The organism is bacterium (assembly GCA_016708025.1).
Classification (GTDB): Bacteria; Zixibacteria; MSB-5A5; order GN15; family FEB-12; genus FEB-12.
This window is the reverse complement of record JADJGQ010000002.1, coordinates 419,123-444,268: the sequence shown is the minus strand read 5'-3', so window position 1 is coordinate 444,268 and position 25,146 is coordinate 419,123. Positions and strand designations below refer to the sequence as shown.

22 protein-coding genes are annotated in these 25,146 nt (G+C 52.7%); 5 read left to right on the top strand and 17 right to left on the bottom strand.

Translation table 11 applies throughout. The features are described from left to right. Positions 1-549: 549 nt before the first annotated feature. Complete coding sequence (locus IPH75_08155; GenBank protein MBK7142037.1) at positions 550-1,389, top strand: hypothetical protein; 840 nt, start codon at positions 550-552, stop codon at positions 1,387-1,389. Positions 1,390-2,176: 787 nt separating this feature from the next. Here IPH75_08155 and IPH75_08150 read toward each other — a convergent pair. The 3 genes from IPH75_08150 to IPH75_08140 form a co-directional block, all read right to left on the bottom strand. Continuing rightward, positions 2,177-3,202, bottom strand: coding sequence for a site-specific integrase (locus tag IPH75_08150; protein MBK7142036.1), 1,026 nt, complete (start codon positions 3,200-3,202; stop codon positions 2,177-2,179). A gap of 89 nt (positions 3,203-3,291) precedes the next feature. Further along, positions 3,292-3,486: a helix-turn-helix domain-containing protein gene (locus IPH75_08145; protein MBK7142035.1), complete on the bottom strand. Its 195-nt coding sequence runs from the start codon at positions 3,484-3,486 to the stop codon at positions 3,292-3,294. A gap of 1,297 nt (positions 3,487-4,783) precedes the next feature. Then, the gene (locus tag IPH75_08140) at positions 4,784-5,008 is read right to left on the bottom strand and encodes a hypothetical protein (GenBank protein MBK7142034.1); all 225 of its coding nucleotides are present in this window, start codon (positions 5,006-5,008) and stop codon (positions 4,784-4,786) included. 190 nt (positions 5,009-5,198) lie between these two features. Between IPH75_08140 and IPH75_08135 the strand changes: the two genes are divergently transcribed. Further along, complete coding sequence (locus IPH75_08135; GenBank protein MBK7142033.1) at positions 5,199-5,366, top strand: hypothetical protein; 168 nt, start codon at positions 5,199-5,201, stop codon at positions 5,364-5,366. A gap of 70 nt (positions 5,367-5,436) precedes the next feature. Here IPH75_08135 and IPH75_08130 read toward each other — a convergent pair whose 3' ends face one another. From IPH75_08130 to IPH75_08105, 6 genes are all read right to left on the bottom strand, one after another. Further along, the gene (locus IPH75_08130) at positions 5,437-5,613 is read right to left on the bottom strand and encodes a hypothetical protein (protein ID MBK7142032.1); all 177 of its coding nucleotides are present in this window, start codon (positions 5,611-5,613) and stop codon (positions 5,437-5,439) included. A 322-nt stretch (positions 5,614-5,935) separates the two neighbouring features. Then, on the bottom strand, positions 5,936-6,163 hold the full coding sequence (locus IPH75_08125) for a hypothetical protein (protein ID MBK7142031.1): 228 nt from the start codon (positions 6,161-6,163) through the stop codon (positions 5,936-5,938). Positions 6,164-6,235: 72 nt separating this feature from the next. After that, a complete protein-coding gene (locus IPH75_08120) occupies positions 6,236-7,276 on the bottom strand; it encodes a hypothetical protein (protein ID MBK7142030.1) in 1,041 nt (346 codons plus the stop codon). Between the two features lie 261 nt (positions 7,277-7,537). Beyond that, on the bottom strand, positions 7,538-8,794 hold the full coding sequence (locus IPH75_08115) for a hypothetical protein (protein MBK7142029.1): 1,257 nt from the start codon (positions 8,792-8,794) through the stop codon (positions 7,538-7,540). Positions 8,795-8,819: 25 nt separating this feature from the next. Continuing rightward, positions 8,820-10,493 (bottom strand): type IV secretion system DNA-binding domain-containing protein, encoded by a 1,674-nt coding sequence (locus IPH75_08110; protein MBK7142028.1) that lies wholly within the window; start codon positions 10,491-10,493, stop codon positions 8,820-8,822. Positions 10,494-10,496: 3 nt separating this feature from the next. Beyond that, positions 10,497-11,057: a hypothetical protein gene (locus tag IPH75_08105; GenBank protein MBK7142027.1), complete on the bottom strand. Its 561-nt coding sequence runs from the start codon at positions 11,055-11,057 to the stop codon at positions 10,497-10,499. A gap of 121 nt (positions 11,058-11,178) precedes the next feature. Here IPH75_08105 and IPH75_08100 point away from each other — a divergent pair, with 121 nt between their 5' ends. Continuing rightward, on the top strand, positions 11,179-11,469 hold the full coding sequence (locus IPH75_08100) for a hypothetical protein (protein ID MBK7142026.1): 291 nt from the start codon (positions 11,179-11,181) through the stop codon (positions 11,467-11,469). 155 nt (positions 11,470-11,624) lie between these two features. Here IPH75_08100 and IPH75_08095 read toward each other — a convergent pair whose 3' ends face one another. The 8 genes from IPH75_08095 to IPH75_08060 form a co-directional block, all read right to left on the bottom strand. Further along, entirely contained in the window at positions 11,625-12,671 is a 1,047-nt protein-coding gene (locus tag IPH75_08095) for a replication-relaxation family protein (GenBank protein MBK7142025.1), read from the bottom strand. Between the two features lie 1,169 nt (positions 12,672-13,840). Next, on the bottom strand, positions 13,841-15,310 hold the full coding sequence (locus tag IPH75_08090) for an Ig-like domain-containing protein (GenBank protein MBK7142024.1): 1,470 nt from the start codon (positions 15,308-15,310) through the stop codon (positions 13,841-13,843). A 2-nt stretch (positions 15,311-15,312) separates the two neighbouring features. Beyond that, on the bottom strand, positions 15,313-15,720 hold the full coding sequence (locus tag IPH75_08085; protein ID MBK7142023.1) for a site-specific integrase: 408 nt from the start codon (positions 15,718-15,720) through the stop codon (positions 15,313-15,315). A 56-nt stretch (positions 15,721-15,776) separates the two neighbouring features. Further along, a complete protein-coding gene (locus IPH75_08080) occupies positions 15,777-16,418 on the bottom strand; it encodes a tyrosine-type recombinase/integrase (GenBank protein ID MBK7142022.1) in 642 nt (213 codons plus the stop codon). A gap of 728 nt (positions 16,419-17,146) precedes the next feature. Further along, positions 17,147-20,749: a DUF4020 domain-containing protein gene (locus IPH75_08075; GenBank protein ID MBK7142021.1), complete on the bottom strand. Its 3,603-nt coding sequence runs from the start codon at positions 20,747-20,749 to the stop codon at positions 17,147-17,149. 138 nt (positions 20,750-20,887) lie between these two features. Then, on the bottom strand, positions 20,888-21,742 hold the full coding sequence (locus IPH75_08070) for a replication-relaxation family protein (GenBank protein MBK7142020.1): 855 nt from the start codon (positions 21,740-21,742) through the stop codon (positions 20,888-20,890). A gap of 37 nt (positions 21,743-21,779) precedes the next feature. Continuing rightward, positions 21,780-22,298: a hypothetical protein gene (locus IPH75_08065; GenBank protein MBK7142019.1), complete on the bottom strand. Its 519-nt coding sequence runs from the start codon at positions 22,296-22,298 to the stop codon at positions 21,780-21,782. Positions 22,299-22,529: 231 nt separating this feature from the next. Beyond that, positions 22,530-22,808: a helix-turn-helix transcriptional regulator gene (locus IPH75_08060; GenBank protein MBK7142018.1), complete on the bottom strand. Its 279-nt coding sequence runs from the start codon at positions 22,806-22,808 to the stop codon at positions 22,530-22,532. A gap of 285 nt (positions 22,809-23,093) precedes the next feature. Here IPH75_08060 and IPH75_08055 point away from each other — a divergent pair, with 285 nt between their 5' ends. Then, complete coding sequence (locus tag IPH75_08055) at positions 23,094-23,264, top strand: hypothetical protein (GenBank protein MBK7142017.1); 171 nt, start codon at positions 23,094-23,096, stop codon at positions 23,262-23,264. A 60-nt stretch (positions 23,265-23,324) separates the two neighbouring features. Further along, the gene (locus IPH75_08050; GenBank protein ID MBK7142016.1) at positions 23,325-25,046 is read left to right on the top strand and encodes a recombinase family protein; all 1,722 of its coding nucleotides are present in this window, start codon (positions 23,325-23,327) and stop codon (positions 25,044-25,046) included. The last annotated feature ends 100 nt before the right edge of the window (positions 25,047-25,146 follow it).

Sequence of the window (25,146 nt, the reverse complement as noted above, 5' to 3'; positions counted from 1 at the left end):
TGACGCCGAAAGAGGAGCTATAAGGCGTCGATTCTGGTTTATTTTTCTTGACAGAACTTCTTTCTACCCTTATAGTTAAGGTGTGCGCTTCAGTACCCTCGTTAACCAGCCGATAAAATGACTACTGTGTATAAAGACTCTCGTATCTCCGTCCGAGACGCAAGATTGGGCAACAAGATTCCGCTTGCGGGATGGTATAAAGAGGGAGTATGTTCTTAAGCAAAAAGAGCGAAGAGGTTCCGAGGAACAATCGGAAAGGTATCTTCGCAGCTTAATCTCTTAGTGGCGGCAAATAGCCAGCATCACCGTGCGTAGTATAGAAGATTCTTCTATGCCGGTCAAGCCAAAAAATTTAGCCGCTAGGTAGAATTATTGTTTCAGAAAGGCGGTGATTTATGATGATTGATGGAGGCGGTACCGGCGAGTAATCAAACGTACCCTAAAATCATGCGGCTTGCGGCATAGCAAAGCCATAAAAAACTCTTGCAGTTCTGCAGGGGTTTTTTTTATTGATTATCGTCCATTTCATCTATAACCGAGGAGGGCACCATGGGGAAGATCAGCTGGAAGGATTGGGTTGGCGTAATCGGAACTATAGTAACGACTATTGCTTTCATTGGGGCAATAGCTACCGAGCAGTCTATTTACCTCAAAGTTTCGCTGGCTGTATTACTCTTGATAATTGTCGTGTTGATTGGGGTGCAGGTAGTAAAAGCGCTTCGGCGGTTCAATGATCACGTAGAAACTGTTTCCAGATTGTCCGAGACGGTCGCGCGAAATATGAGCGGGGAAGCATTATCGAGACCATACGATATGGAAATAGCAAAGAGTGATCATGCGATAAAGCACCTGCAAATCGACGCTCACTATCAGGATGCCAAAGGGCACCGCGTAACCCTTAAGAAAACGCAAACGGTTCTCCCAATGAAAGATGGATTTGTAGAAATTTGGGACCGAAACTTGAAGGTAGAGTCACCGGGATTTCTCGATTGGGACAGTGCTGAGAGTACACCGGGTAAAGTTGACATAACCAAAAAGCGAAATTTCGGAACTACATTTGAGGTGCCGACCGTTTTCAGCGACCCCCTACCGATCAACAAACCCACCACGAGAGTCTTCAAGATCGATATGATTGATACCTTTCCAAAGGATACTGAAGATCTGCTCTGTACGCTTGAACGCCACGTCGAAACTCTTTTCATCACCGTGAATGCTTGCGATGGTCTCAAGTTTGTGAAGTCTCATGGCACAGCTCGGTTCGGAGGGTACGAAAAGAACAACCCCGACCCAGCACCATACATCACGGACGATGGAAAGCGAATATGCTGGGATATTCCTAACGGTCAAATCGGAGAGGTCTATCGCCTCGTGTGGCTTGTGCAGCGGTAAATGAGCACAGATGTTCCTACTGCTGACGCACGGGAACTGTCAGCATGGCCGCCCACGAAGTTTCACAGTCGACTTCAATCGTTGGGCCTGGCCACTCGCAAATTTGGGCCGCCGTGCCACAGCTGTCCGCGGGGTATCACAGAGTCTCAGTGCCGGTGCAATGTCGTACAAGTCTCCACCTTGACCAGCACTCCATCCCTCTTTGCCCCAGCCCTAGCTTTCAGGAACCATTGCATTCTGAAAAGTCTGGCTCACTCGGCTGTGCGCCGGACAGAACTTGTTACCCATAGTTGTGCGCAACTTGGATTTTGCCAAGCTGCTCGTGCAGATACGTGAGGGCAAAGGCGGCAAGGAATGACGCATGATCAAACCATCCATGACAATTCCAATTGTACCTTGTCTCTTCATTTAAGACAGGCGATTGAGGAGCTCAGATTCATAGAAGCGGGAACATTCAAATTGGCGGTGATGTCAACTAGTTACTTGCTCACCTATCGGTGAAGATTATTTCCCCATTTCGTCGTACCTCTGTCCAATAGGTACATCCGTGCCAGCGAAGTTGTAAAGATATCTCGTATTGAGCAGATTGATCACTCTCCTGGACGCGAAACACATGAGTGCCCCCTGTCATTGTCATTCGGGAAGTCATTTCCTGACCGTCGTAATAAATGCGTTCTTTTCCCCAACCCTTGATTTGGATGGTATGGCCATGACTAATGATAGTTTTCACCGTGTTCCCCGCACTAAAGTGTTGTTCTTGAAATAATGAACGGTTGAGATGCAGATGTCAAGAAACATTCGTCTTGGATTCGGGGATAGAACGGTGTCCTGGTGCGCAGTAATCGAGACTCTCTATTGCCTTCCGCTTGTGGTCCGGGCTCAGGTGTGCGTATCTCAATGTCATGGTTATGGACTTGTGTCCCATAAGTTCCTTCACAGTCAGTAAATCAACGCCAGCCATAACCAAATAGGACGCGAAGGTGTGCCGGTTGTCATGAAAGTGGTAGTTAAGGATGCCACACCGCTTGACCGCTCGATCAAACGCTTCCCGGATGCTCCGCATACGGTTGCCATTGCCAAAGGAAAAGACATACTCACCGGTTCGTTCGAGGGCATTGAGCACCTTCAGCAGTGTCTCAGCAATGGGAATCTCCCGTTTCTCACCATTCTTCGACTGGCGTACAAAGAGCAAGCGCTGCTTCAAATCTACATCGGCCCATTTGAGATTCAGCAATTCACCCCGACGCATGCCTGTATAGAGGGCACATTGGACAACCGGCTGTACTCGCTCTGGCAACGCATTCATCAGTAGTTGTATCTCATCGTTGGTGAGGTACCGCAGCCGTTGATTGTGCTCCTTGAGCATGCGAACCATTCGGACGGGGTTACTCGTAGCCATCTGCCACTGGATCGCCTTCGTGAACATGTGCTTGAGGCATGCCAATTCTCGATTGACCGTCGCTGGAGCAACTACTTTCAGGCGACTGCTCTTGTACGTCTCCAAAGCTAACGGTGTGATCTCACTCAGTAGCTTTCGGCCAAAAGACTCCTTCAGGCGTTGAATGCTGTGGACATCACGCTGCCACGACAGTTTGTTGGCCTTGGCGTATTCCAGGTAAGCGCCGATGAGCTCCTCAAGGCTGGTTCTTGGTGACCGTTGAATGTCCAAAAATCGGTGCTCTGCCACCTGCACCTGACGTTTGGCAAGTGCTTGCTCCGCAACTTTCTTATTCGAGCCAACGCGCTCACGCTTACGCTTTCCGTTGACGTAGTAATCGATATACCACGCGTCGCCACGCTTATACAATCCCATATTTTTACCTCGACTTTGCCTCCAAAATGTACATAGAGGGGCGGCAGCCAGGTATCACCGGCAGCCGCCCCCGCTCAGAAAGTGACATATCAGAATGCCGACGGGGAGTTTCGATTGCGCTCTAACCACAGATCGACATCTTTCCGATCAAACATGACGCGGCGGCCCATCTTGATGAACGGTAACTCGCGTCGCTGGGATACCCAGGCATCAATCGTGTAGAGGGAGAGCCCCAACATGGCGGCCACCTGCCGCTTATTCAGGAAACGCTGGTCGGTGCTCATCTTCCCCCCTCTCTCAATAAGGGAGATGCCTGCATTTCTGCATCACACGCTACTCCTACAAAGGGGGCACATGGCGATAGTGACAGCAAAAACTCGCTGGCCATATCGTGCAAGACTGCGCAAATCACGTTGCTATGTGTAAGTTCAATTCTACCGGAGTCATCGTCAGGGAAAGTTCTACCAAACCTAGTCATAATGAAACACTCCTGGGATTGGTTGACAAAGTTGATTGCCTCCAACTGATGATGAGTTCCCAATTCCTGAGACCTCGCACCGGTGGGGCGGTACTATTGTTGGGACTAGGTGGGATAAGGAAAGGCTGATATACCCCACCGCAGTTGCTACACTCCTACGCAACTGAAAGGGCTGCAGATTGAAGAAGGCTCGAGACCCCTGATGCTTCCCCGCGCCAGCGGTTGACAACAACAATGCGAATCAATGCTGTTGGTCGAGAAGCTCGATACCGTTGAGAAACCTTAGCAGAGTGTTCTTCATTCAGCACACATTCATTATGGTGTGGTGTGCTGAATGAAGAACACTGGCACGACATCCATTCTCCCGAGTCTACTGGGCGTGTCCTGCTACATCTTCAATTACCTCCGCTATTAAATGGAAGCGACTGCTGGTAGTTTGAATACGAACCTTTCCCCATATTATTCAATTGTTTCGTTATGAATTTTGGTGGAACTGGTCACACATTGGTCACTACTACTGCGGCACCAAACATCCTTTTGGGGCACATTATCTTGTACAACTACCCGCTCTACTATGCTTGGCGATGAGAAAGAAGCCCGCAGTAGTACAGAACCATAGGACTGCATGTGCCGGGTGTCGTGCACCACATCTGATCCTATTGACAACCCAACGCGTCACGTCCCATGTGCTTGGCACTGGGGTTACCTTCGCACTTGACAGGTTTATAGAAGCCAGGCATTCGGGAAATCGGAGACGAGGAAAGGCCCGCCTTTTATGGTACCACTGACCCGATAGACATAGGCGTAGTCTGAGTTCTTAGCAAACGTCCTTGCCCATTTCCGGACAATGGTGAAAACCATTGCACTATAGACACTTGCGACTATCCTGAAAGGCGGCTACTGGACCCGAAGATATCACTTTCTACCCAAAGTGTGAAATTGGAGCAATAGATTCTTGCCAAGTTGGGCGCTGGGTACGTACTTCCGAACCGAGAATTCAATCAGAAAATAGGAGGAGTCTCGTGAGACAGCTTAAAGGTACTCTACTTGTGGCGGTACTACTATGCGTACTCCCGATGTTAGCATCTGGGCAGACAACAGTTTCAGATTACCGACAACTGGTCATCACAGAAATGCAAAAAGCCGGGGCCAAGATACTGCCCGCCGATTCGGCGATTGATTATCTGTTGGACTTGAATTACCAGCGGCTCAAAGGAACTCTGGAGAGTCTGCCCGATTCGACGCTGGTTAGCTACTTCGCCACATACGATCCAATATCCGCTAGACTCCGCGGCCATCATTGTCGCATCCGCGGTGTACTTGGGCACTGATTCCACTTTCCACCTCAAGCATGCTCCGGTTGACATTGCACATCGACTGAGTTCGGAAAGAAAGGTTCCTCTGTACTACGATTTAGAAAAGAGTCACCTGTACATCTGGCCTCCCTTGGAATCTAAGGCAACAGTATTTGTCATGTTTTGGAGGAAATTCCCTGAGACATTCAAGGATGCCGTAAGTATGTGGCCAGAAAAATATAAAGATATTCTGGTTCTTACTACGGTACTGGACCGCATGGGTAATTCTGTTCCGAAGGAAATTGCCGAACGCCTTCGCTCCGAGCTAGCTGCTTCCGCGAAGAGTGCTGGGGTTCCCTTCGACGAGAAGGAAGGCAAGATTGCTTTCTAGTTATTCCGGATATTCATCCTGGCCGCGAGCAATAACAACGGGCGGGGGATAACCCCGCCCGTTGTGCACTCTAGTGCTGGGCCGCCTGTCTGCGGTCCATCTGGTGGGCGTACTGAACGCCACTCCAGATCGCTCTTCCGGTTTCCTGAGCCATCAATATCGCGATGCGCTCTCGGACTTCTTCATCCGGCAAACGCGGATCGTTAAGCTCAACGAGCTTTGCTCGCGCTTTATCAATGTAGGTCATACGTATCTGACCTCTCTCCAGCTGTGATTGAAAAGTGAAGTTGCACCGCTGGCGTGCCGCCTTCAAGTTCTGCTGGGGCATAGAGGGGTGGAGTGCTGGTCAAGGTGGAGACTTGTACGACCTTGCACCGGAACTGAGACTCTGTGATACCCTGCGGAAACTTGTGGCACGGCAGCCCAAAACCGCGAGCGGGGCCAGTTCGTCGGAAAATCACAATCAAAGCGAGAAATCAGAAGCTGATCGTGGCTCTACGAGCCTCTAAATGCGTCGTTTTTTTGAGGACCCTACATGGCCACTCATAGCAGCCGCAGTCTAGATAGTTCTAAACTCTCTGCTTGCCCGATCCATTACAAACATCACAGATGGTATTTCGGAAGAAACCAGGATAGAAACCCCTGCCTTCACATGCGGCACAGGTGACAATTGTCCCCTGAAAAGATGGGCGATAGTTGCAAGGAGAACCACCTGAGCGCAACGGTGTACCACAATTGCGGCAAAAACTATCCGAGAAATCGATCGTTTGATTACAGGTAGGACATGCGTATCCCATTTTGCAAACCTCCTTCTACTGAAGATGGCCGCCACGGCAGTCTCACTACGCTCGATGGCGGCGTGGTATCTTTTAGGCTTTTGGGGTGGCGGTTTCTCCCCTTCCGTCATCAACGTCAAAGTCGTAATGCCCGGCCTTGATTTTCCGCCGCGCCAAGCGGAAGCATAATTCTGGCGGAGTTGCCCCTGCTGCGCGAGCACGCTCCATTCGCTCAAGGAGTGGTTTGACCTCGGCTTCAAATTCGGGGTAGGGATTCTGAGATGCAATGTGGGCGGCTTGTCGAAATCGGTCACGGAGATTTGTGAACTCACCAGCAAGGTGCTTGACCTGGCCAAGCTCGTCGTCGAACTTCAAGGCGGTATAAACCACAGGAAGTAAACCGGCCACGAAGGCGCTTATGACTGTAATCAATTTTATCGAAGGAAGGTCAGCTCCGGTCAGCAGCTTCCAACCAGCGACAGAACCAGCGACGGCTGATCCAGCGGCAAAAAGTCGCCGAATCCACATGAGCCAGCGTAACCAAATTCGGAGCGTCGTGGAAGTATAGAGGCAGCTTTCGTACTGCCGTTTGCACTCTTGCGCGCAGAATAAAAAATCTCGTGTCATGTAGTCATAATAGACAGTGCTATTACCGGCGTGTGTCCAGGTTTGGAGAAACTGGATAGCCAAAAGCTCTATCACGAATGATTGCAATGGAACATTACACCAGCCCTGCCAACATTTCATCATTCTAATAAGATGCCGCGTATTTCCCTTTGTCGTTGTATCAGAGTCAGTAACGGCTTTGATTTCCGCATTCGGGTCCACACTTTTATATTTTCCGCCATCGTGTGTATCACACACCCAGTACTGGCCGCTGTTCAGCTTGAAGGCCGGAGCCACCTCGACACTGAATGACTGGAAAGGAACGACTACAACCTGACCGTCCCCGCGAATGGCGGTATTTGAATAAGTGTTTTTGAGAACGTCGCGGACCTCTTGGAGGAGCTGTGATTGCTTATTGCCGGTGCGCTGCTCAAATCGCTGATAAACCTCATATGGGAGGACGAAAAACACATCGACATCGCGCGGAGGCCGGATGCGAGTCGATTTTCCCCACGAACCGATCAACATACTGTTGGCGGTTTCAGAGCTGGCATTGTAATAACTTGAATTGAGACAAGCCCCTCACACCGTGGTGCTTAGTAGTACCGTCATCGCGTTGAGCTTGCGTCAATAGGATATTGTTGAGTAGCGCAATGAATCGCTCAGATACAGTCATAAGAGTGTCCCCAATAGGCTTTGGAGAATATAGACCCTCTTGGCGGAAGTTTCAATCACATTTTAGACTATAGCCGCCACGGCAGTTTCGCTCCTCTCGATTGCGGCATTCATTCATGGCAACTGCGTGACCCGGATGTTGGTAAAGTTCACAAGGGTTGCATCATTGTTCGTTCCGAGACCCACCAATCCGCGAAAAAGGCCGCCGTGCCTGACCTCACGGTGGAGTTGGCCATCTTTGTAGTATTGAATGAGGTCCCCTTGGCATACAACTTTCAGTTGAAACCACCTGCCGTCGGGCGGACAGTTCCGGTCAAACGTCCAACCCCCAATTTCATTAGGAGCCCCAGCCCGGACGTAGACGATTGCATTGTTACAGCTTGGATCATACCCCATGACGTAGCAATTTGACTCGTCCGTTGCTCGGCAGTAGACACCGAAGCCGCGACCCGCCGTGAGTTTGATAGAACATTCGAACGTGTAGTTGATCCACTTTTTCGAACCGAAAAAGATCACCGCCTCGTGCATTGAGCCTTGGGTGAGAACATTGCCAACAGAGCCATTGGGTAACATGTCCTGGGCTATCTTCCAGTCTCCCGACCGGCGGACAGCACTCTGAATGAATTGGTCATCAAGATGAAACTCGACATAGCTCTGCGTGGCCAACAGGTCGGGTGTATCAACAGGAACCGTTAGAGCCGAATCGATGTGCGCGGCAGCTTGAACAGCACTGGTCACGTGCGGTGGTGCCTCCTGCGACACCGGCGCTAACTCTGCCTGCTGCTTATGTTCCACAAAAACAGTTTCTACCTGGGGCTGCCGCCGCTCAACCTTCGCAGGCTCTGCGGGCGTCAGCATCTTCTGCCCAAGTACCATTTTGCGGACGTTCTCGTTGCTCTGGCGTTCGACCTCAAGAAGTGAGTCGTAAATGCGCTGATTTTCCTGTGTCAAATCATCTTTCGCAATACGACCGGACAGGTCGGTCCAAGCTGCAGAGAGTTTCGCAGCATTGATTGAATCTACTCGCTGAGCGGTACGAATCCGAATGTTCTCCTGCGTGACGCCCGGCTCCATGGCTTTCTTTGCAAGCTCGTTATCCGTACGCTCTTGCGACTTATCCAACACGTTCTTTGTGAGCGGTAACCCCTGTGTGAGTCGAATGCCTACAGAAATAATTAGTAGGACATTGCCTACCCAGCGCCAACTGGGTGACAGGCCGAGATTCATGAGAGCAAAGGCGGCAATGGTGCCGAGGACAAACCACACGCCGACAAGTCCACTAAAGAGCGACACAACGAGGCCAACAGCGACAAGGACGGCGATAATGCGAAAGGCAAGTTGCGGGTCAGTATTCGTTGAAGCAGTGCTCATACAATGTTCCCCTTGATTTCAGTACTTATAGCTGTTGCCATTTATCTTCCGTCAGTTCATCCAATTGTTCCATGCTCGAGGGACCGTAGAGCTGGGCGTAGCGTTCGGGTCCTAAGTAGTGCCGGAGACGATCATCTATGAGTGCATCAACCTCCTTTTGCGTCCGGAGCCGCATACGTTTGTAGACCTCCTCCTTGAATGCCAGCAGTGGCTCAGGCGCGATTGGGTACAGTGGAACCGTTGGCGTCTCAAGGGAAATTGGCTCACGGTACGGCAGCTTCACCTTGCAGTGCCGGAATGGCTGCCGGACAATCTCATTCTTGTAGTGGTTAACCTTCTCCTCAACGGAGGTAAACACCGGCGTTTCATCTTCCAACTCGCGTTCGAATGTCGTCTGGATTGCCTCGTGCGTGCTGTTGCTGTTCGAACTAGCGTGGGAATCACTGTCTGATTGCGAGCGCTGGAACGAGTCCATGAGAAAGCTACCGCTATTTGGGTCTGTCGTAATGCTCACGCCAGCTACGCTACCGGATCCGGAACTTTCACCGTGTAGCTCGATTATGTCTTGCTGGGGAATCAGCATGGTGCGCTTGCCTTGGTACTTGATATCGTCGCCGCGAATTTGGAGCGCAAAGATTTCCCGCGCCATAATTTCCGCATCATCGTAGGCAAGCGAAAAGCTAATTTTGGTCAGTGTGTTGGCCATGACAGAGCTGTAGATGTCGTCATTCTCCATGTCAGTTTTGAGCTGACCAAGGCGCTGGTTGGCCAGCACAAAGGAAACACCGAATTGCCGGAGCAAATCGAGCGCGTCGGTGAAATCTTGGCAGACGATCTTCCCGAATTCGTCTATGTACACTGTGAATGGCTGTAATTCGGTCCCGCGCCGATTGCGTGCGGCTGTAGTGATTTGATGGACAAGGATAACGCCCAAAAGAGATGCCATTTTAGAACTGAGTCGACCAGTCTGTCCGAGATTGCAGAGTACAACCTGGCCGTCATCCATGGCCGTCCGCCAGTTAATGCTACTTGTTGGCTGACCAACAATCCGGCGCATGGTTTCATTTGGCCAGAATCGCATGCCTCGATTGTAGACGGCCATAATCAGCCGAAATTTATCATCGTAGCGTTTGTGGCTATCAAACACCGACCACCCCAACCGCAAAGCAGGATCCATAATGTCTGCGAGGACGTGCTGGCGAAAATCTCCTAAGCTGGGGTCCGTGAAGAATGGAACCTCGAGAAGGGTCAATTTCTTCTTAATCAGCGGACCGAACACGAGCGGGGCATAAGTTTCCCAGAGGGGCCGCACGTCGTTTTGCTGCTTGTACACCCGCTCGATGCCAGCCATAACCATCTCAGCGATCGTGCCCGTGTCGCCCTCACCGTCGTACTCAAGATAGTTCAATGCCGGACAGTAATGCGGGTCGCTGGGGTCGAATAGGCGTAGGCGGTCGCCGGTGCCATACCGACTGTAGTAGGCGCAAAATTGCACCAATCGGGGGTAAAGGTTGCCGAGCATGTCAATGACGCACACGCCACGTCCGGCCGCAATATCCTGCCGGATCATGTGTTCCATGTAGCTCGTCTTGCCCGTGCCGGTCCGTCCAATAAGGTGGACATGCATCGAACGGCTGCGATCATCAAGGAAGACGGGGCGCCTTGCTTTAGTACTGTCCCCCAGGTGCAGTGCTGGCATTGGTCAAGTATCCAATTTCATTTCGTACTGCATAAATTCCCTATCAAGCATAGTTAATACTCCCTCGAGGATCTTTGGCTGATTGCCATATTTGCGTCTGAACCGAAGTATAAACTCTTGGTGAAGGCTGTGAAGCTGCTCCCTGGTCGTCACCCTTGTCAAGAGACCGCGCAATTCTGGCATAACCCCTGCAAATTCATCAGTAGCTGAAGCGCGTTCTGATGGTGCCTTCGATTCGACAGTTTTCCCACGGCGGAGCAGTGCGACATGCAGTTCGGCGTAATAATTACGACGCTGTGCCAAAGTAAGCTGCACAAGGGTTTCGCGTTCGTCGGCGGTAACAGACTGGTGGTCGTCCGGAAATTCTGAGCGGAGTTCTTCATCAATCTCGAGTCGCTTGTCAAGCTGCGAAGAAAAGGCTTGTTTGAGTTTTGTTTCGCCGGAGGCTGCATTTTTGATGGTCGAATTTAGGAAGGAAAGGCGATTGGATTTTGCCAAGTAGCCGAAGAGGGCAATCCCACCAAAGACGCCCACCACGATGAGCACGACGATGTAGAATTCCATGTTTGACAACCTCCCGATAGCGTGCAATAATTAGTGACCCTTTCTCCTGTCGGCAGTCAGGCTATCTCGAGCGATAACCGCTGGAGCGGCCATTCACCTGCCAACAGTGGAGGGCTCACACGTGCAGAACGGTGATACTGATGACCGTATCCGGCAAATAAAACTAAATCTTATCAAAGCGCAAGTCGAACAGAAGGCTGCTCAACGTGTCTGTGGGTCTCTAGCACCCATTCTCCGTACCTATGGCGTACCGGAATGCCTGATCAATCTGGTCGTGGCAGACGCGCGAATGGCAGATGAACTGCTCTTCGAACGAGAACGCAACCTGTGGCTCTACCTTCTCGCAGAAGCCACGGGAGCCGAAAAGGATCGCGAGAGTTTCAAAAGTTCGTTTGTACTTCGAAAAAAGTGAACCTGGGCCGCCCAGCACCTTTGCTGGCGGCCTTTCTTGATGCTTGGATACATCCGGTCGCAAGGTTCCGCCCCGACCACGTAGTAGAGGTGCCGCTGGTACTGACAAGACCTTGGTCCACTGACAATTTCTGACAGTACTCACATAATGAAAACTCAATCTAACAGGCTGTGCAGCACGACATTGTTCGCCTTAGGGCTCTGCCAAATTGCGCGGAGAATAGCCTCCGGGTCATCGATCCGATAGTCAAGCTCGTCGGTCGCGAACAGAAATTTACTGGTGGTCGGTGGAATATCGGGCACCTCCTGCACCGTTCGAAAGAGATTCGCCTGACGCAGCCGGGACGGTCGTTTTCCGGCAAGTATGAGGGCTTTGTCCTTCTCAGTGGACCTCGTCACGAACAATACCTGAAAACTCGCAATTGCACTGGTCACGAACGCCTTCTGGTGTGCCGGATCAAGACTATTCCACGGTTTGTCGATTGCGTACAGAATAGGCTCACCTGAGCGATTGATCCGGTAGGAGTACTTCCGGCGAAACATCTGTGATCGATAATAGTACCAGTACCCCAGCGCCTTCTGCCGGATGTCGGCTAAGGGCATCGTCCCCCGATCGTATTCCAACATGTAGTGCGCTGTGCCTTTGCCCTTGATCGTGAGCGCAAAAGCCGCATCCGGCACAACCGGAATGCGGTCGGCAGATGGTCCGCTCCCGACCATGACGGAATCGCGCAAGGCCGGTCCTTGGATCCAGCCGGTCAACTGCACCATTGTACCGGTTGCACGACACGCCAACCGCAATATCGACTGGAATCTCGCTATACTCAGTTCGTGCCGTAGGAAGAGGCTCTTGACCGTATTCCTCGCGACCGTTACACACACCCGTCTCGCTTTCTCGCCATAGCTTTCGGTTAGCAAATCTACTGCTGCAGGTCCGATGGCGTAGATCGCCGGACGCTCCGTATGCCATCCTCGGCCAGTGGGTTGATCCGCGAGGAATCGCCAGACCAAGTAGCGGTTCTCTCTTAGCTTCTGGCAGCGGGCGCGAAGCGCCGAAACGGTGAAGCCGTACTGCCGACCGGCGGCGGCGGGCTCGCAGAGCAGCGCTGCCAGTAGCTCAATACTCATGTAGCGATGTTCGAAGACCAATTGGAGAATCGCCACATCGCGTGCATTTGGCACAAAGGAGGCTTTGCGTTTCACTCTACACCTGCCGTTCTCGCGTGAGACTGATGCTGACACTGCCAGAAGATACTGCGGTTAGGGTAGATCGCGCATCAGAGCGCATCCAAGGCAATCCAATAACATCAAAACTGCGTTCGAAAAGATTGCGTGGCATTTCGCCCTCCGGAACAGCACCCGTATGCGCGCGTTCGTCGGAGGCAGGCGGGCTCCGCGCCCGGGTCGCTCCCAGCGAGCAGGGGCGCGGGAGTGGCTGGCAGCAGCCGGCCACGATAGCCGCCGTCAGCCTCCCGACTCCTCCAGTTTCGTCAAGGCCAGGCCGCGGACACCAATCGAGATGGGAAATCCGCGGAATGGCCGCAGACCGACGCCGAGCCGCCGCACTCCGCGAATGCAATTGGTTGCGGCGGCGATGTCGGCGTAGCGCCGACCGGCGGAGCCGAGTCCTTTTCGGGTTCCTGCGATTGGCGCACCACGCTCCACCACAGACGCCAATCGGAGGAGGAAAAGGACTCGGGGAACTGGAGGAGTCGGGAGGCAACCGACACGACATTCCGTAAGTGTGACAAGGGGTTATGTTGGAGGAAAAGTAGAAGCGTTTACCACTTTCGCTTCGACTTCTACTTTTCGGGTGACGCGCCGGGAAGGCACGTCACTTCACACTGCAGGAATGGCGTGGAGGGATGCTGACCGACGAACGCGCGCAACTACAACCGCCGGTACGCGCCTTTGGCGCAGGCGGCAAAAGAAACAGAAGGCCAAACGCTCAGTCGCTACTGAATGCAGCCCCCGGCGTGACTGGTGTACAGGGCCACGCAGTCCCGCCAGTATCGCCACCTCTCAGAGCCGCATGTTTCGGCGACGGCGGTACTAGCGAATTTGATTCGGATATCGACGGTTGTCCCCTCCGGACATTTTTTGGGTATGTATACTAGGCGACGAACCAAGGCATGTGAACAAGAAGAATGCCACTTTGCCATTAGTGGTGTATACGAGCGTATGTGCAGCCAGACAATTTTCCTAAGAGACTTCGTACCATACGGCATCGAGCGTCCTCAGGTATGGGCCATACAATCCACCACCTGAATTTACGGAAACCAACTAGCCCGGAACTGGGTATTTGTGTTTGTCCTCAATCCGCCAACATTGGATTATCCCGAACCACGTGCTTCCTGCAGGACTATCAGCAGCTACATGTACCGGAGCCGAAGAAAGAGTTTCTTCCGAGGCTTAGCCGCAGTGTCGTTTTCCAGTGTCATCTCACCCACGGCAATCAGTTCGTCAGATCCCCTCGGTATGCCGCTGTAGACCCAGAACGCTTGACGTATCCCTGGAGCAGTCCACGTTTCGGGCCGATAGTCTATCCATGCGCCGCCATTAGTGAAGTAGACCACAGGGCCCATAGCGTGGTTGTCCGTCTGGAATGGCACGAATCCCACCAAGCCGTCCCGAAACCTGCAACCGCTCGTTATGGGACCGCCAAACCAGCCGTGCTCATCTCTGGAGGTCCAGAGACTGTCGCCTGCGGCGTTGATCTTGGCGGCCACGCCCCCTGCCCTGCTTTGCGAGGGATCCCATCCTCCGAACACCGCGTAGTTGCCGTCAGCAGAAGCGGCCATTGCCCTAGCTGAATACCCCTCCTGGTAATGACCGTGAAAGTACATCTTGAACCAAACGCTGTTGCCCGCGGCGTCAATCCGTCCACCGCAAATGCTCTTGGCTGGGTCAAAGTCACCGGGAATTTCCGAAGTATAGAGGTAGCTCCCTGCCGGACCAGCGCACAAGCCGCGCACGGTGCCGGTCGTCGTTGCTGTCCAAAGGAGCTCTCCCGTACTGACAGAGTACTTCGCCACCGACCCGCCCCACGTGATGAGATTTCCATCAGCGGCCAGCGTGACCCCGTACAGGCCCACGCCTTGAAAAGATTTCTGCCACTGTACGTTGCCGGTAGCATCCGTCTTAATGAGCAAACCTGCCGACCCGAAGTCACCGCCCAGCCCGGCAATGGCGAACCCATGATCCTGAGTCTCCACAATGCTCGATGCTTGTCCGTATCCACCAGCAGCCACGGTCTTCTGCCAGAGCGCGACACCGTTGGAGTCGACTTTCGCCAAGTAAATGCTTCGATTGCCAGATAGTCCTGTCCATCCCGCAATCCCGTACTTTCCGTCTGTACATGGCGTCACTGCCCAAGCCCCCGCTTCTTCCGCTGCGGCGGAATCGAACTTCACGACCACTGGCATCAGCGTCCAGTCTCTTGTCGTGAAGGACCAGCTGTAAGCTGTTCCGAGTTGGACGCCGGCCTGACTGCTGACGGACCCTGCAACGTGCGCGGTGTAGGATTCGTTGTGGGCAAATGGCGTCGTCGGCTTGAATGCGGCGATGCCGTTGGCGTAGCTGACGGTACCCGGCTTGCCGTCGACCCAGAACGTCGTCGCCGTGAACGAGGCCGGTTTCATCGCTTCTGTGAACGTGATGGTAATTGGTCCTGTCAGACTGTCCGAAAGAACCGCACCGGACGACGGGTACGTCCCTGCGACGACAGGTAGCGGCGGCGGATTTGATTGGGTCGAGTTCTTACTGCACGAACTGAGAATTGCCGCACCAACGAGTAGCGGCACAAGGCAGGAACGCAGACTGGCTACTCTTCGCGTACTCACTTTCATTTGTCTCTCTTTCTGGCGGCCCGTTCAATTTCAGCCACTGCTGGAGCACCGGGCGTGGCCAACATTTTCTGTTTAGTGTTTTCATAATTCCGCTGCATATCGTGGAGACTTTCGGCTCCATAGAGATCCCACGTCGTTGCGACCGAGGAATGCCCCATCACTTTCGAAAGCGTCTCGATGCTTCCCCCATGGAGTTTCCAGAGCCGAGCGAATGCATGACGAAGCAAATGGCAGGTAATGTTTGGACGCTGGGGGTTTGGGTGCGTCGGCCCTGCCCGTTGACCTGCCGCTACGACTATCCGATTGACCTGTCGCGCTGATAATGCTTCCGATTGCCGGGACTGATAGACGAGCGGTCGATTCGTCCTTTCGGCCAAGGCCAAGTGTGTCGTGATAGGAATCATGCATTGTTTCCCTCCTTACCCTTTTCGCACGAGGAGGTTTCGGGAAGATATCAAGGTCATCCTTCTTCTCCGGGGGTAAAATGGTGAAACGCTCTTGCAACTACCTTTTGATATTCGATTTCGATATCTGTAAGTCCGGGTCGCCCGTACACGTCCCACGTGGTCTTCACTGACGCATGCCCCAGAATGTGCGACAGCACTTCGATGTCACCGCCTGAAGCCTTCCAGCGACGAGCAAAGGTGTGCCGTAACAAGTGACACGTGAGTTGTGAACGACGCGGATTAGGTGGAGTCAGCCCGGCAGCGCGACCGGCACAGGCGACAATTCGATTTGTTTGACGCCGTGAAAGGCGCGGACCCTGACGCGAAGAAAACACCATCGAGCTTCTGCTCATGCATTTCAGTGCGGCCAGATCGACCGCCAGCGAGGGCGTGATGGGCACCATACGCATTTTCCCTCCTTTGCCGTTTCGCACTACCAAGAGACAGGCGGCAAGGTCGACATCGGTCCATGCAATGGAGACTGCTTCCGCCCTTCTCAGCCCTGTTTCTGCAAATGCCCTAATCAGGGCACGGTCGCGCAGGCATGCGGCTGCGCTGATAAGTCGATGAACTTGGGCCGCAGTAAGACTGTAGTCTGCTTGCGTCAACTGGTTTAGCCGCCGCGGTTTCTCTCTGGTGCCCAAAAAGCCGACCATGAATCTCTTAGCAGCCCGAATCAGACCCACCGTAGAGAGAAGGAGACAGTGATCACGGTTGTGACGGAGCATTGAAGTCACAGCGGTTGGCCGAAAAGCCATTGGTTTGCATGCCATTGAGCATATTTGAAGACGTGTGGTTAAACCACGAACAGAATGGAGTTACGGAAGCTGGACGTAGTCGAAGAATATTGGAGAAAATCCTGAGGGACAATTACTTACGGGATTATAGCAGTGTCCCATTTTCTCTAAAGTAGGACACTCGATGATTCATGTCAATGAAATTCTGTCTATAAGGGTTTTCGGAATCACTGCAAAACAAAAAGGACTAGTTACCTAGTCCTTTTGGAAGCTGGAGCGGGGGGGAGGGGGAACGCTCCGAGCCTATACAAATAAGTAATGGTTATCCATGAAGAAAGCAAGGGATCTTTGCAGTCACTTAGAAATGCCAATATGATACAAAACTAGGTGGGGCTTCATGAGGACTATTGAATCTTCCGTCTCGCGACATCTGAGCAAATCACCAGCGTCGAAGTACCGCGCATTCAGGGATGTTCACCTCCCTGCTCATCGCGCGCCTACATGCTTCCCTGTACTGTCAAGCAACATCGTCTAAACGATTGCTCTGCCATTGAGTAACTTGAGCGTGCATGACTACAATGGATAGTTCGCCAATATTCGCCTTCAAATGCAATTTCCAAAATTATTGATACGCACAATTCATGCCGTCAATTCTCGACTGACGGGGGCGGCGGCGCAGACAACCCCAATCTGACAAACTCCTCGCGCAAGGCCCTTAGCTCACCCACAGAGAGTTTCAGCGCAAGTCGCCTGAAGAGGTCGACAATATGGTTTGGATCAAAGATTGACTGTGCTTCGACCCTCTTGAGCAGGTGCAGAAAAAGACGTAGGAATTCGTGGGGGTACTTTTCTGGTGAGTCAGTATCCGCTAAGTGACGGTAGAGGAATGTATGCGCCTGACCTGTGGTATCTGCTGTCAAAGCAAGTGAGACCGCCTCGGGAAATCTATCGGCAACGTACGGAATGAGATCCAGACAACCGGAGACCTCTTCCGACGTCATTCTGTCTGGTACACCGTCTCTCCTCTTAGCCCAAAACTCGGCGATCCAAGCATCCCAGGAAGCTACCGTCAAGACCGGCCCAGCTTGCTTCAAACTGTAGGTAATGTGCCGCCAAAATCCGACTCGTTCGCCGTTTGAGAAGGCGCGGAACAAACGAATCAGCCACGCACAGACATCGAAGTCACGTCCCGTCAACAAGAGGGCGGTACCTGCCGCGTATTCAGTGATCCGACCTCTCAAGCCATCACTTCTCACCGCAAGGTGTTGGGCAGTGGATACGAAGAGTTCCGCAAATTGCTCCCGAAGGGGTGGTGGAATGCGGCCCCACGTCAGGAAGCCGTGCCATGCTTGCTCTGCTCGGAGAGCGTCCTTGCCCCAATCGAAGCAAGCGATCAGCTTCTGGGTAGTCCAGTGCTGGTCCGTCGCATAGAGAAAATTCACCTGACTGCATAGGACAACGCGTGCTAACTGGCCCGCTTCGGAAGGAGCATCAATGACCTGGTCAAAGAGATCGCGGTACCATTCGGGCAACTTGTCTACCCGTGTCTGTGAATGTCGAATGCGCAAGCTAAGTGCATGGAGCCAGAACCCAGCAACGTGCCCAGCGGGGCTATCAAGCGCCTTTGCCAGCCATGATTCCTCTCCGGAAAATGCTCGTTCCTGCGTCTGAACTGCGCGGAAGCAATTTAGAGAGATCTCCTCTGCCTGGCCAAGGACTGATAGTGGCAAGCCACTCCCCTGTCGTGTTACGATCTTCTCGAGGAACAAGTCCATGTCTGGGTGGGCGTGCAAATGAAATGCTGGCACAAGCACTCCAAAGACCTTCTGCCATTGGATGGAGTCGAGGTCAGTTTCCGACCAACCCCTGAGCAGAGCAGTCCAAATGTCAGACTCCCAAATCTCTTTGTCTCGAAGCCTTCCTGCAAGGAAGAGTGTCCTGTCAAAGTGCTGACTGACTGTTGATTGGATTTCAGCAAGAACGCGATTGCGACGAACCCACTCAGTGCTTCCCTGTGGGTGCCTAGTACCAACTACTGCATGGAGTTCGTCATCAGATATTGAGTCCAGCTTGCAGCTGGGCATTGGCGGTTGCTCAGCCAACCGATCATCAGTGTCTCCGATATAGTGCAGGAAATCCGCCCAACTCCTCAACCGAAATTCCGGATGAATGTTGGTAATCGTAGCAAGCGCCGTACAAATAGGTTCTGAATCGGGGGCATTCTTTTGCATCCAACCCAGCAAATTGAACTTGGAATAATCGTAAAGCTCCTGGTCCTGAACTGTCGATACAGCTTCTGGTGGCCCTTCTATTGCTACTCGCACGAGTGCAGCGATGGTTTCTTCTGAAGCCATGTTTATGGTCTGCGCTAGTAATCGGTATACCTCGTGATGCGTCGGTAGTCCAAACAGTAGGTGCCTATCAAGCAGCCACAACAGCTTCGCATCGGCTGTTAAGTTCGGCAATTCTGTCAGGCCATCAATTGCGATCCGCATCATCAATGGAACGTTTGAAGCATACCACGCATCGATGAGAAATGTCGCTCGGTGTGGATCGTGCTTGGTGCAATGTCGAATGACGTCCCTGGCCGCATCAATAAGCGGATCAAGGTCATGTCTGTTGTCATCTTGTGAATGCGGTTCAATCGCCGAGCGAAGCGCAGCCGCCGAATCGTAGCTATCACCGGCAATCCTGATACTAGCGGCGATGGTGTGCGCCATGAGCAAATTGCTGTAGATGATCCCCTGCAACTGCTCGAAACAATCACTCAATTGCGGTCTAAACTTATCTCTCCAGACCTCCGTCAGGTCGCTTTCATCACCCCGCAGTGTCAGGCGAGGCACTAATCCCGTCTGCCAGGTGAAGTCATTCATAGAGACGACTCCTTGTGCGAACCGAACATGAGGCGTTGTCAGGTACGCAAACAGTTGTAGGACCACTGGGCCGTCAAGTGAGAGACTAATTTTGGAGAGCAAATATTCAAAAATATGTTCAATTGGCAACGGCGATGGAGCGTTGTTCAAGAGATAGTTTACCCAGAGAGCCAAAACGCGCGGTTCCGGACGCACGTCAGCTGTCCAGAGTCTGTGTGCAATGGCGCGCCACAACTCAGGGTGGACGTGTTCGTTGCGCGTTAGCAGGTTCATGAACGGTTCGTGGTTCACGACTACAAAGTTGTCGGCGAGCCACCATGCCAACGCGCCTTGTGACAAACTGAGCGGAGTCGAAGAGTTGAAGAGCGGTTTGAGCACGTCTCTTTCGGAAAACCACTTGAGCCAGTCAATTGACGTCACTTGCTGGAATAGCATTCGAGCCGTGACAGGATCGCCGAGCGCATAGAGAGTGCAATCCACTTCAATGGGTGAGATAGGAGGCTGCACAGCTGCAATCTCGCGAATCACCTGTTCGTGTTCAAGATAGCCACATCCTGCGTGCTTGCCCCATGCTTGCAGTGCGCACAGTGCCGCATGATGATCGTTGCCTGACTGCTGAGGGTACGATACTGGCTCAACGCCGAGAAACCTCCATTTGTCTGCGTCGGAATCAGGAGAGAGTGCGAATCGACTGCAGGATGTGCTTAGACCTCGCGCAAGGTAGCGCATAACGGGATCTTCATGGCTGTAACCCACGAAGAGTATCGTAAAGCTCTCAAACAACCCTATAAGAAACCGACTGGCCCAGCCGTCAATGAGATAGGCCCGGCCAAAGCTACTGTCAGTCAGCACCGCACCTTCAACTGGGCGAGCGACACTACCGTGCAAATAGACTAATCCCTGGAAGCGGCCACCTAATGGTAGAGCTGGCGCGTAGAAGATGTCGTCTGTTTCACCCCGTTCTTCGCGAAGAATGGTAGTAAGATGGCGGTCCAAATTAGTCGTTACAATTCTCAGTATGCTCCGCGAGCCGAAGAGATGGACTATTGCCTTATGCCAGTCATTGGGTCGAGTGCTCGCATTGTCCAGTTGTGAGTAGATGAACGATTCAACTGCCTTGCCGTTGCCGTTCAGGCGACCAAGGAAGCGATCAATTGGCTCAGGAATCGGCGGTGTTGAACCGTGGTCGAGTTGTCGAGGTTCACTGAAGTGCGCCTCAACTCGGCTGGCCAAGGTCTCAAAGGTAGGCAAGGCCGATGGCAAATCAACGGACACTCCGGCACCGATGAATAGCACAAGATGGTCCTGTCGGAGGGATTCGAGTAATGCTTCGGGAACGTCTACTTCGTCAGTAAATCTCATTGCTGCCCACTGCAATCACTGCATTGATCCTCAAAATCGTTGCCAGTGCGCATGTGCGCAATCACTTTATTCAGTATCATACGATTGTTGTTAGCTCCTTTGCTCCCGCACCCGGCAGATGAGGATATCCCCAGCCGCCGGGCCCATGTGCCGTTAGCCGGCTCCGGCGTCTGGTCCGCGCACTGCTGGGTTAGCTGGCGCAGTCGGGAGCGTGATAGGAAGAACTGGGAAAGCCCTGACTCTTGTATGGTGCCCGGTTTGGTCAATTGTCTCCCAAGTTGGCTCAAAGAGCCTCCCAGGTCGCTCTATGCTGATTTCCCCTTGTTTGGTCAGGCAAATTACTTCGCTACGCTGAAAATTCCTCTGAAGGCCTTTCAGGACCTTGAGCAAGTTCGTCAACCGTCGCTGGGTGGTGGTGACGTAAAGCACACGGAAAGACCGAATGCCAAGCTGTCTTGACGCCGCTTTCGAACGCCAGAGGTCAAGATATGCAAGGAATTTCAACCGAATTCTCCGTAAATCAGTTGTTCCTCGGTCGATTTCGAGAAAGTAAACGTAATCCAGTTTGCCAAAGGTCAACACGAAGAAGGCGTCTGGGACAATCGGCACTCGCATCCCCCCTCTTTCGGTGCGAACAGTACCGCTGAAACGAACCCTTTTGCCCTGCTGCCAATTGCTCAGAGTCGGGTATCGTGGATGCTTTGTCGCCAGCATCATCGCGATGTGGAAGTCGTTGATCTTCTCGAAATGAAGGCTGAGTTTTCCGGCATATCGCGTGGACTGTACTTTTTCAGCATTCGCATCTACTACTCCCTCTCCCTTTCTCGTGAGCGTATAGAGGTAAGGTGCGGTTCCGTCGCCCATTCGCACGGGTCGGCGGTGCCGGGCAATTAATCGATGTTGCCAGAGCAAGCGCAGTCGTTTCCTGGTACGTCCGCTGGAGGAAAAGCATAGGTATCGAACCTGCTCGGTCGTGAGCATTCCTAAGTAGGCAAGATGACGCAGCACTTCGCCGTCTCGACTCGTGATGTGGATTGGCCTTCGCTTAGTAGTCGTTTGCGGCATACATTTCTAGTTTGCCTTGTTGGTGTAGGTCGAGCGCAGTCCGGCCACAGGCGATGGCGACAAACATGTGCGACACATACTGTTGATTCGACGTATATCTCTTTCGTAAGCGGGCCTGTAGGTGCGGTGCGAAAGCTATGAGCGCATTTGCTAACTCCCATTTGCTAGCCTCATGTCGACCAGCGAGACTCTGCTTGATGAATCCAATGTTGATTCTGAACAGCGGGATGTCACGCTTACGAGCGATTTCTTCCATCTGCAGCACCACTCGTTCGTACCAGGTCCTTCGTATTTCCTGGGCATAGTCGTTCTTCACCAGCACAAGCAGATTAGGATTGGAAGTATCGATGAGCTTACTGAATTCGGTCATGACCACATTCGTCCGCTTGCTATCTGGTCGGCGCAACGATTTGATGCCGTAGTTGATCAATCGGTCACTGACCATGACGGCAAAGCCGAATTCTCGGCTGCAGGGATCAATTGCGAGAATCCTGGTCATTCTCAAGGGAATGGACAATGAAGAAGAAAATAGCACGTCGGGACTTTCGCACTTGGTGGCTCGGTACGGACATAGCCTCTCGGTATGCTCGAAAGACAAGCTGGAAGGGTACTCCAGCACAGACACGCTGGTAATCAGGTAGGCGCTCCTCGTCGTTGAACGCTCGGGCAATCTCCAGCATGAGCGCGTCGCGTCGATTCTGCGGCACGAAAGGAACCGGCACAGTCATGGTCATAGGGGTTTCTTAATGGGGAGAGCTTTACGATTCAAGATATCCTTGCGCAGTTCCTGGAGGCGCTCTGAGTAGAGAACGATGACCGGAGCCTCAAGGACTGCGGAGAGCTTCAGCACATTATCGAGGCTCGGCGCTTTCCGTCCGGCTTCCCAATGCGCTATGTGTGAGGGATCCGCCAGGCCCAGCAAGTGGGCGACTTCGAACAGCCGCAGGTTGACCTTCAAGCGATACTCACGGATAGAATTGGGGTAGCGAATTTGGCGGTGGTGACCCATAAAGGTAGTGTTGGTTTTGAAACGGTAACTACCTATAGAAAATCGCTCAATTGCCTATTTCGGCAAGTTGCTGTGGAAAACTTTCGCAATCGTCCAACAAATCGTTGGTAATTGCTGCAAATTCATCGAGAACCTGTTCGGAGGATCGTTTGCCTGCTACAGACTGCTCGTGAACCAATAGTCCCATCAGAATCGGCTATTCTGTCAGAAGTTCTCCACAATTATTGCCGAAGATTACGGATTTTCCGCATTTACGTGTTCCCGCCTCTTAGTAGACTGATAGGCATGCCACTGCAGCAGCGCCATATCGAAGAACTGAAAGCGCTCTATCGAAAGGAGCAGGGGGTTGAGTTGGACGACAAGGAGGCATGGGCGATGGCGATTCGACTCATCAACCTGTTCCGGATTCTGGCGCAATCGAAGCCACCACGCTCGGATAAAGTTCGAACTTCGTAGAAGTTGCCTCCCTCGCGCCTAGTCTAGTACGCTTGGATTGCTCCTTCTTAAGGATTACCCATGCCCTCCATCGTCATCTACGCTCGCAAGTCTACCGAATCTGAGGACCGACAGATTCTGTCTATTGATTCCCAGGTTCGGGAATTGCAGGCGTTCGCGGCAAAGGCGGACCTCTCAATAGACGCTGTCTACATCGAGTCAATGTCGGCTAAAGCGCCAGGTAGACCAGTGTTTAAAAAGCTTCTGCAGCTTGTGGGGACTGGCAAGATCCAGGGCGTCCTCTGCTGGAAGTTGGACCGCCTCGCACGTAACCCGGTCGACGGCGGAGCTCTCATATGGGCTATGGAGGTAGGGAAATTGTCGGCCATACATACGCCACAACGGAGCTTCAGTAATACGGGCAATGACAAGTTCTGGATGCAGCTGGAGTTTGGCATGGCCAAGAAATACGTGGATGACCTTTCAGATAATGTGAAGCGAGGTTTGCGGGCGAAAATCGACCAAGGCTGGGTTCCGGGCCTTCCACCCATCGGCTATACCAACGACCGCAATACCCGCACGATTGTGAAAGACCCGGAGCGGTTTCCTCTGGTTCGCAAGATGTGGGATCTCATGCTCACCGGGAGCTACACGCCCCGGAAGATTCTCAGCATTGCGACAGAGCAGTGGGGTCTCCGCACCCGCAAGCACAAGCGCATCGGCGGAGGCCCGCTGCAGTACTCAACGGTCTATAAGGTCTTCACCAATCCCTTCTACTACGGAGCGATCCGGTACGGCGGAGACATAAACCCCGGTGGCCATGCAGCCATGATCACCAAGAGTGAATTCGACCGTGTGCAAGAGCTGCTGGGACTGCGCAAGTGGCCGCGACCGAAGCGGCACGAATTCACGTATACTGGCCTCATTAAGTGCGGAGAATGTGGCGCAGCAGTTACGGCGGAACACAAAACGAACCGCTACGGCCGGAAGTATGTGTACTACCATTGCTCTCATCGAAAGCGATCCGTGAAGTGTTCGCAACGCTCCATAACCGATAGTACCCTTGAATCGCAGGTGAGAGAGTTCCTATCGTCACTGCGAATCGGAGCTGGTATTCGTGACTGGAGCCTGAAATTGCTCCGTGAGTTTCACGAGGAGGAGTGCCTGAAAGGCGGAGCAGCGCTTGCTTCGCTCCATAGCAGGTACGAAGCGTGTGTGCGGGAGATCGGAGAGTTGGTCAATATGCGGCTGCGAGAATTGCTCACCGATAGCGAATATAGAGCGAAAAAGGCAGAGTTGGAAGAGGAGCGTTTCCGCCTGAAGGAACTCTTAGACGACAACGATGCACGCAACAAACAGGTCCTTCTGGCTTGTGAGGACACTTTCGACTTTGCACAACGCGCTATGGTCGACTTCGAAAATGGTACGCCTGAGCTCAAACGAGCTATTCTCGTGTTCACTGGTTCGAACCTCACGCTGATGAACGGAAAACTGCTGATAGAGCCGCAGAAGCCGCTTCAGATGATTCAAACTACACTCTTGTCTCAAGCTGTAGAAAAGCTTCGGTTCGAATCACAGATTTTAAGCTTGGTTAAGCGGAAAACAGACCTGGTTGCGCAAGGGATTTCCGAGTGGTGCGGTCTAGTACGAGACATTCGAACTTTCTACAAGCAAAATCGAGGTGTGGCCACATTTGAACAGACCGTGCAGCGCATCAGCAGTGCAGGCCTTGGTGGTCAGCGGTGGAAGCAGCGTGGGAAAGAACGGGTCAGTACCAGTGCACTGGTCACGGTAGCAGCATGACGAACGTTATCAATTGCCGAAGTCGGCAACATTTCCGGTGCTGCTGTGGAAAACCTCGAGTCTCTTTGACAACCCTCCTCCCCCTGCGCTACGCTGATTC

Coding starts and splice junctions, on each gene's coding strand:
- IPH75_08150 (MBK7142036.1), bottom strand. CDS start 3,202: ATGGGATTGTATAAGCGTGGCGACGCGTGGTATATCGATTACTACGTC.
- IPH75_08085 (MBK7142023.1), bottom strand. CDS start 15,720: ATGATTCCTATCACGACACACTTGGCCTTGGCCGAAAGGACGAATCGA.
- IPH75_08105 (MBK7142027.1), bottom strand. CDS start 11,057: ATGGAATTCTACATCGTCGTGCTCATCGTGGTGGGCGTCTTTGGTGGG.
- IPH75_08110 (MBK7142028.1), bottom strand. CDS start 10,493: ATGCCAGCACTGCACCTGGGGGACAGTACTAAAGCAAGGCGCCCCGTC.
- IPH75_08155 (MBK7142037.1), top strand. CDS start 550: ATGGGGAAGATCAGCTGGAAGGATTGGGTTGGCGTAATCGGAACTATA.
- IPH75_08145 (MBK7142035.1), bottom strand. CDS start 3,486: ATGAGCACCGACCAGCGTTTCCTGAATAAGCGGCAGGTGGCCGCCATG.
- IPH75_08080 (MBK7142022.1), bottom strand. CDS start 16,418: ATGGTCGGCTTTTTGGGCACCAGAGAGAAACCGCGGCGGCTAAACCAG.
- IPH75_08135 (MBK7142033.1), top strand. CDS start 5,199: ATGTGGCCAGAAAAATATAAAGATATTCTGGTTCTTACTACGGTACTG.
- IPH75_08055 (MBK7142017.1), top strand. CDS start 23,094: ATGCCACTGCAGCAGCGCCATATCGAAGAACTGAAAGCGCTCTATCGA.
- IPH75_08050 (MBK7142016.1), top strand. CDS start 23,325: ATGCCCTCCATCGTCATCTACGCTCGCAAGTCTACCGAATCTGAGGAC.
- IPH75_08125 (MBK7142031.1), bottom strand. CDS start 6,163: ATGGGATACGCATGTCCTACCTGTAATCAAACGATCGATTTCTCGGAT.
- IPH75_08120 (MBK7142030.1), bottom strand. CDS start 7,276: ATGTTGATCGGTTCGTGGGGAAAATCGACTCGCATCCGGCCTCCGCGC.
- IPH75_08060 (MBK7142018.1), bottom strand. CDS start 22,808: ATGGGTCACCACCGCCAAATTCGCTACCCCAATTCTATCCGTGAGTAT.
- IPH75_08115 (MBK7142029.1), bottom strand. CDS start 8,794: ATGAGCACTGCTTCAACGAATACTGACCCGCAACTTGCCTTTCGCATT.
- IPH75_08130 (MBK7142032.1), bottom strand. CDS start 5,613: ATGACCTACATTGATAAAGCGCGAGCAAAGCTCGTTGAGCTTAACGAT.
- IPH75_08065 (MBK7142019.1), bottom strand. CDS start 22,298: ATGACCAGGATTCTCGCAATTGATCCCTGCAGCCGAGAATTCGGCTTT.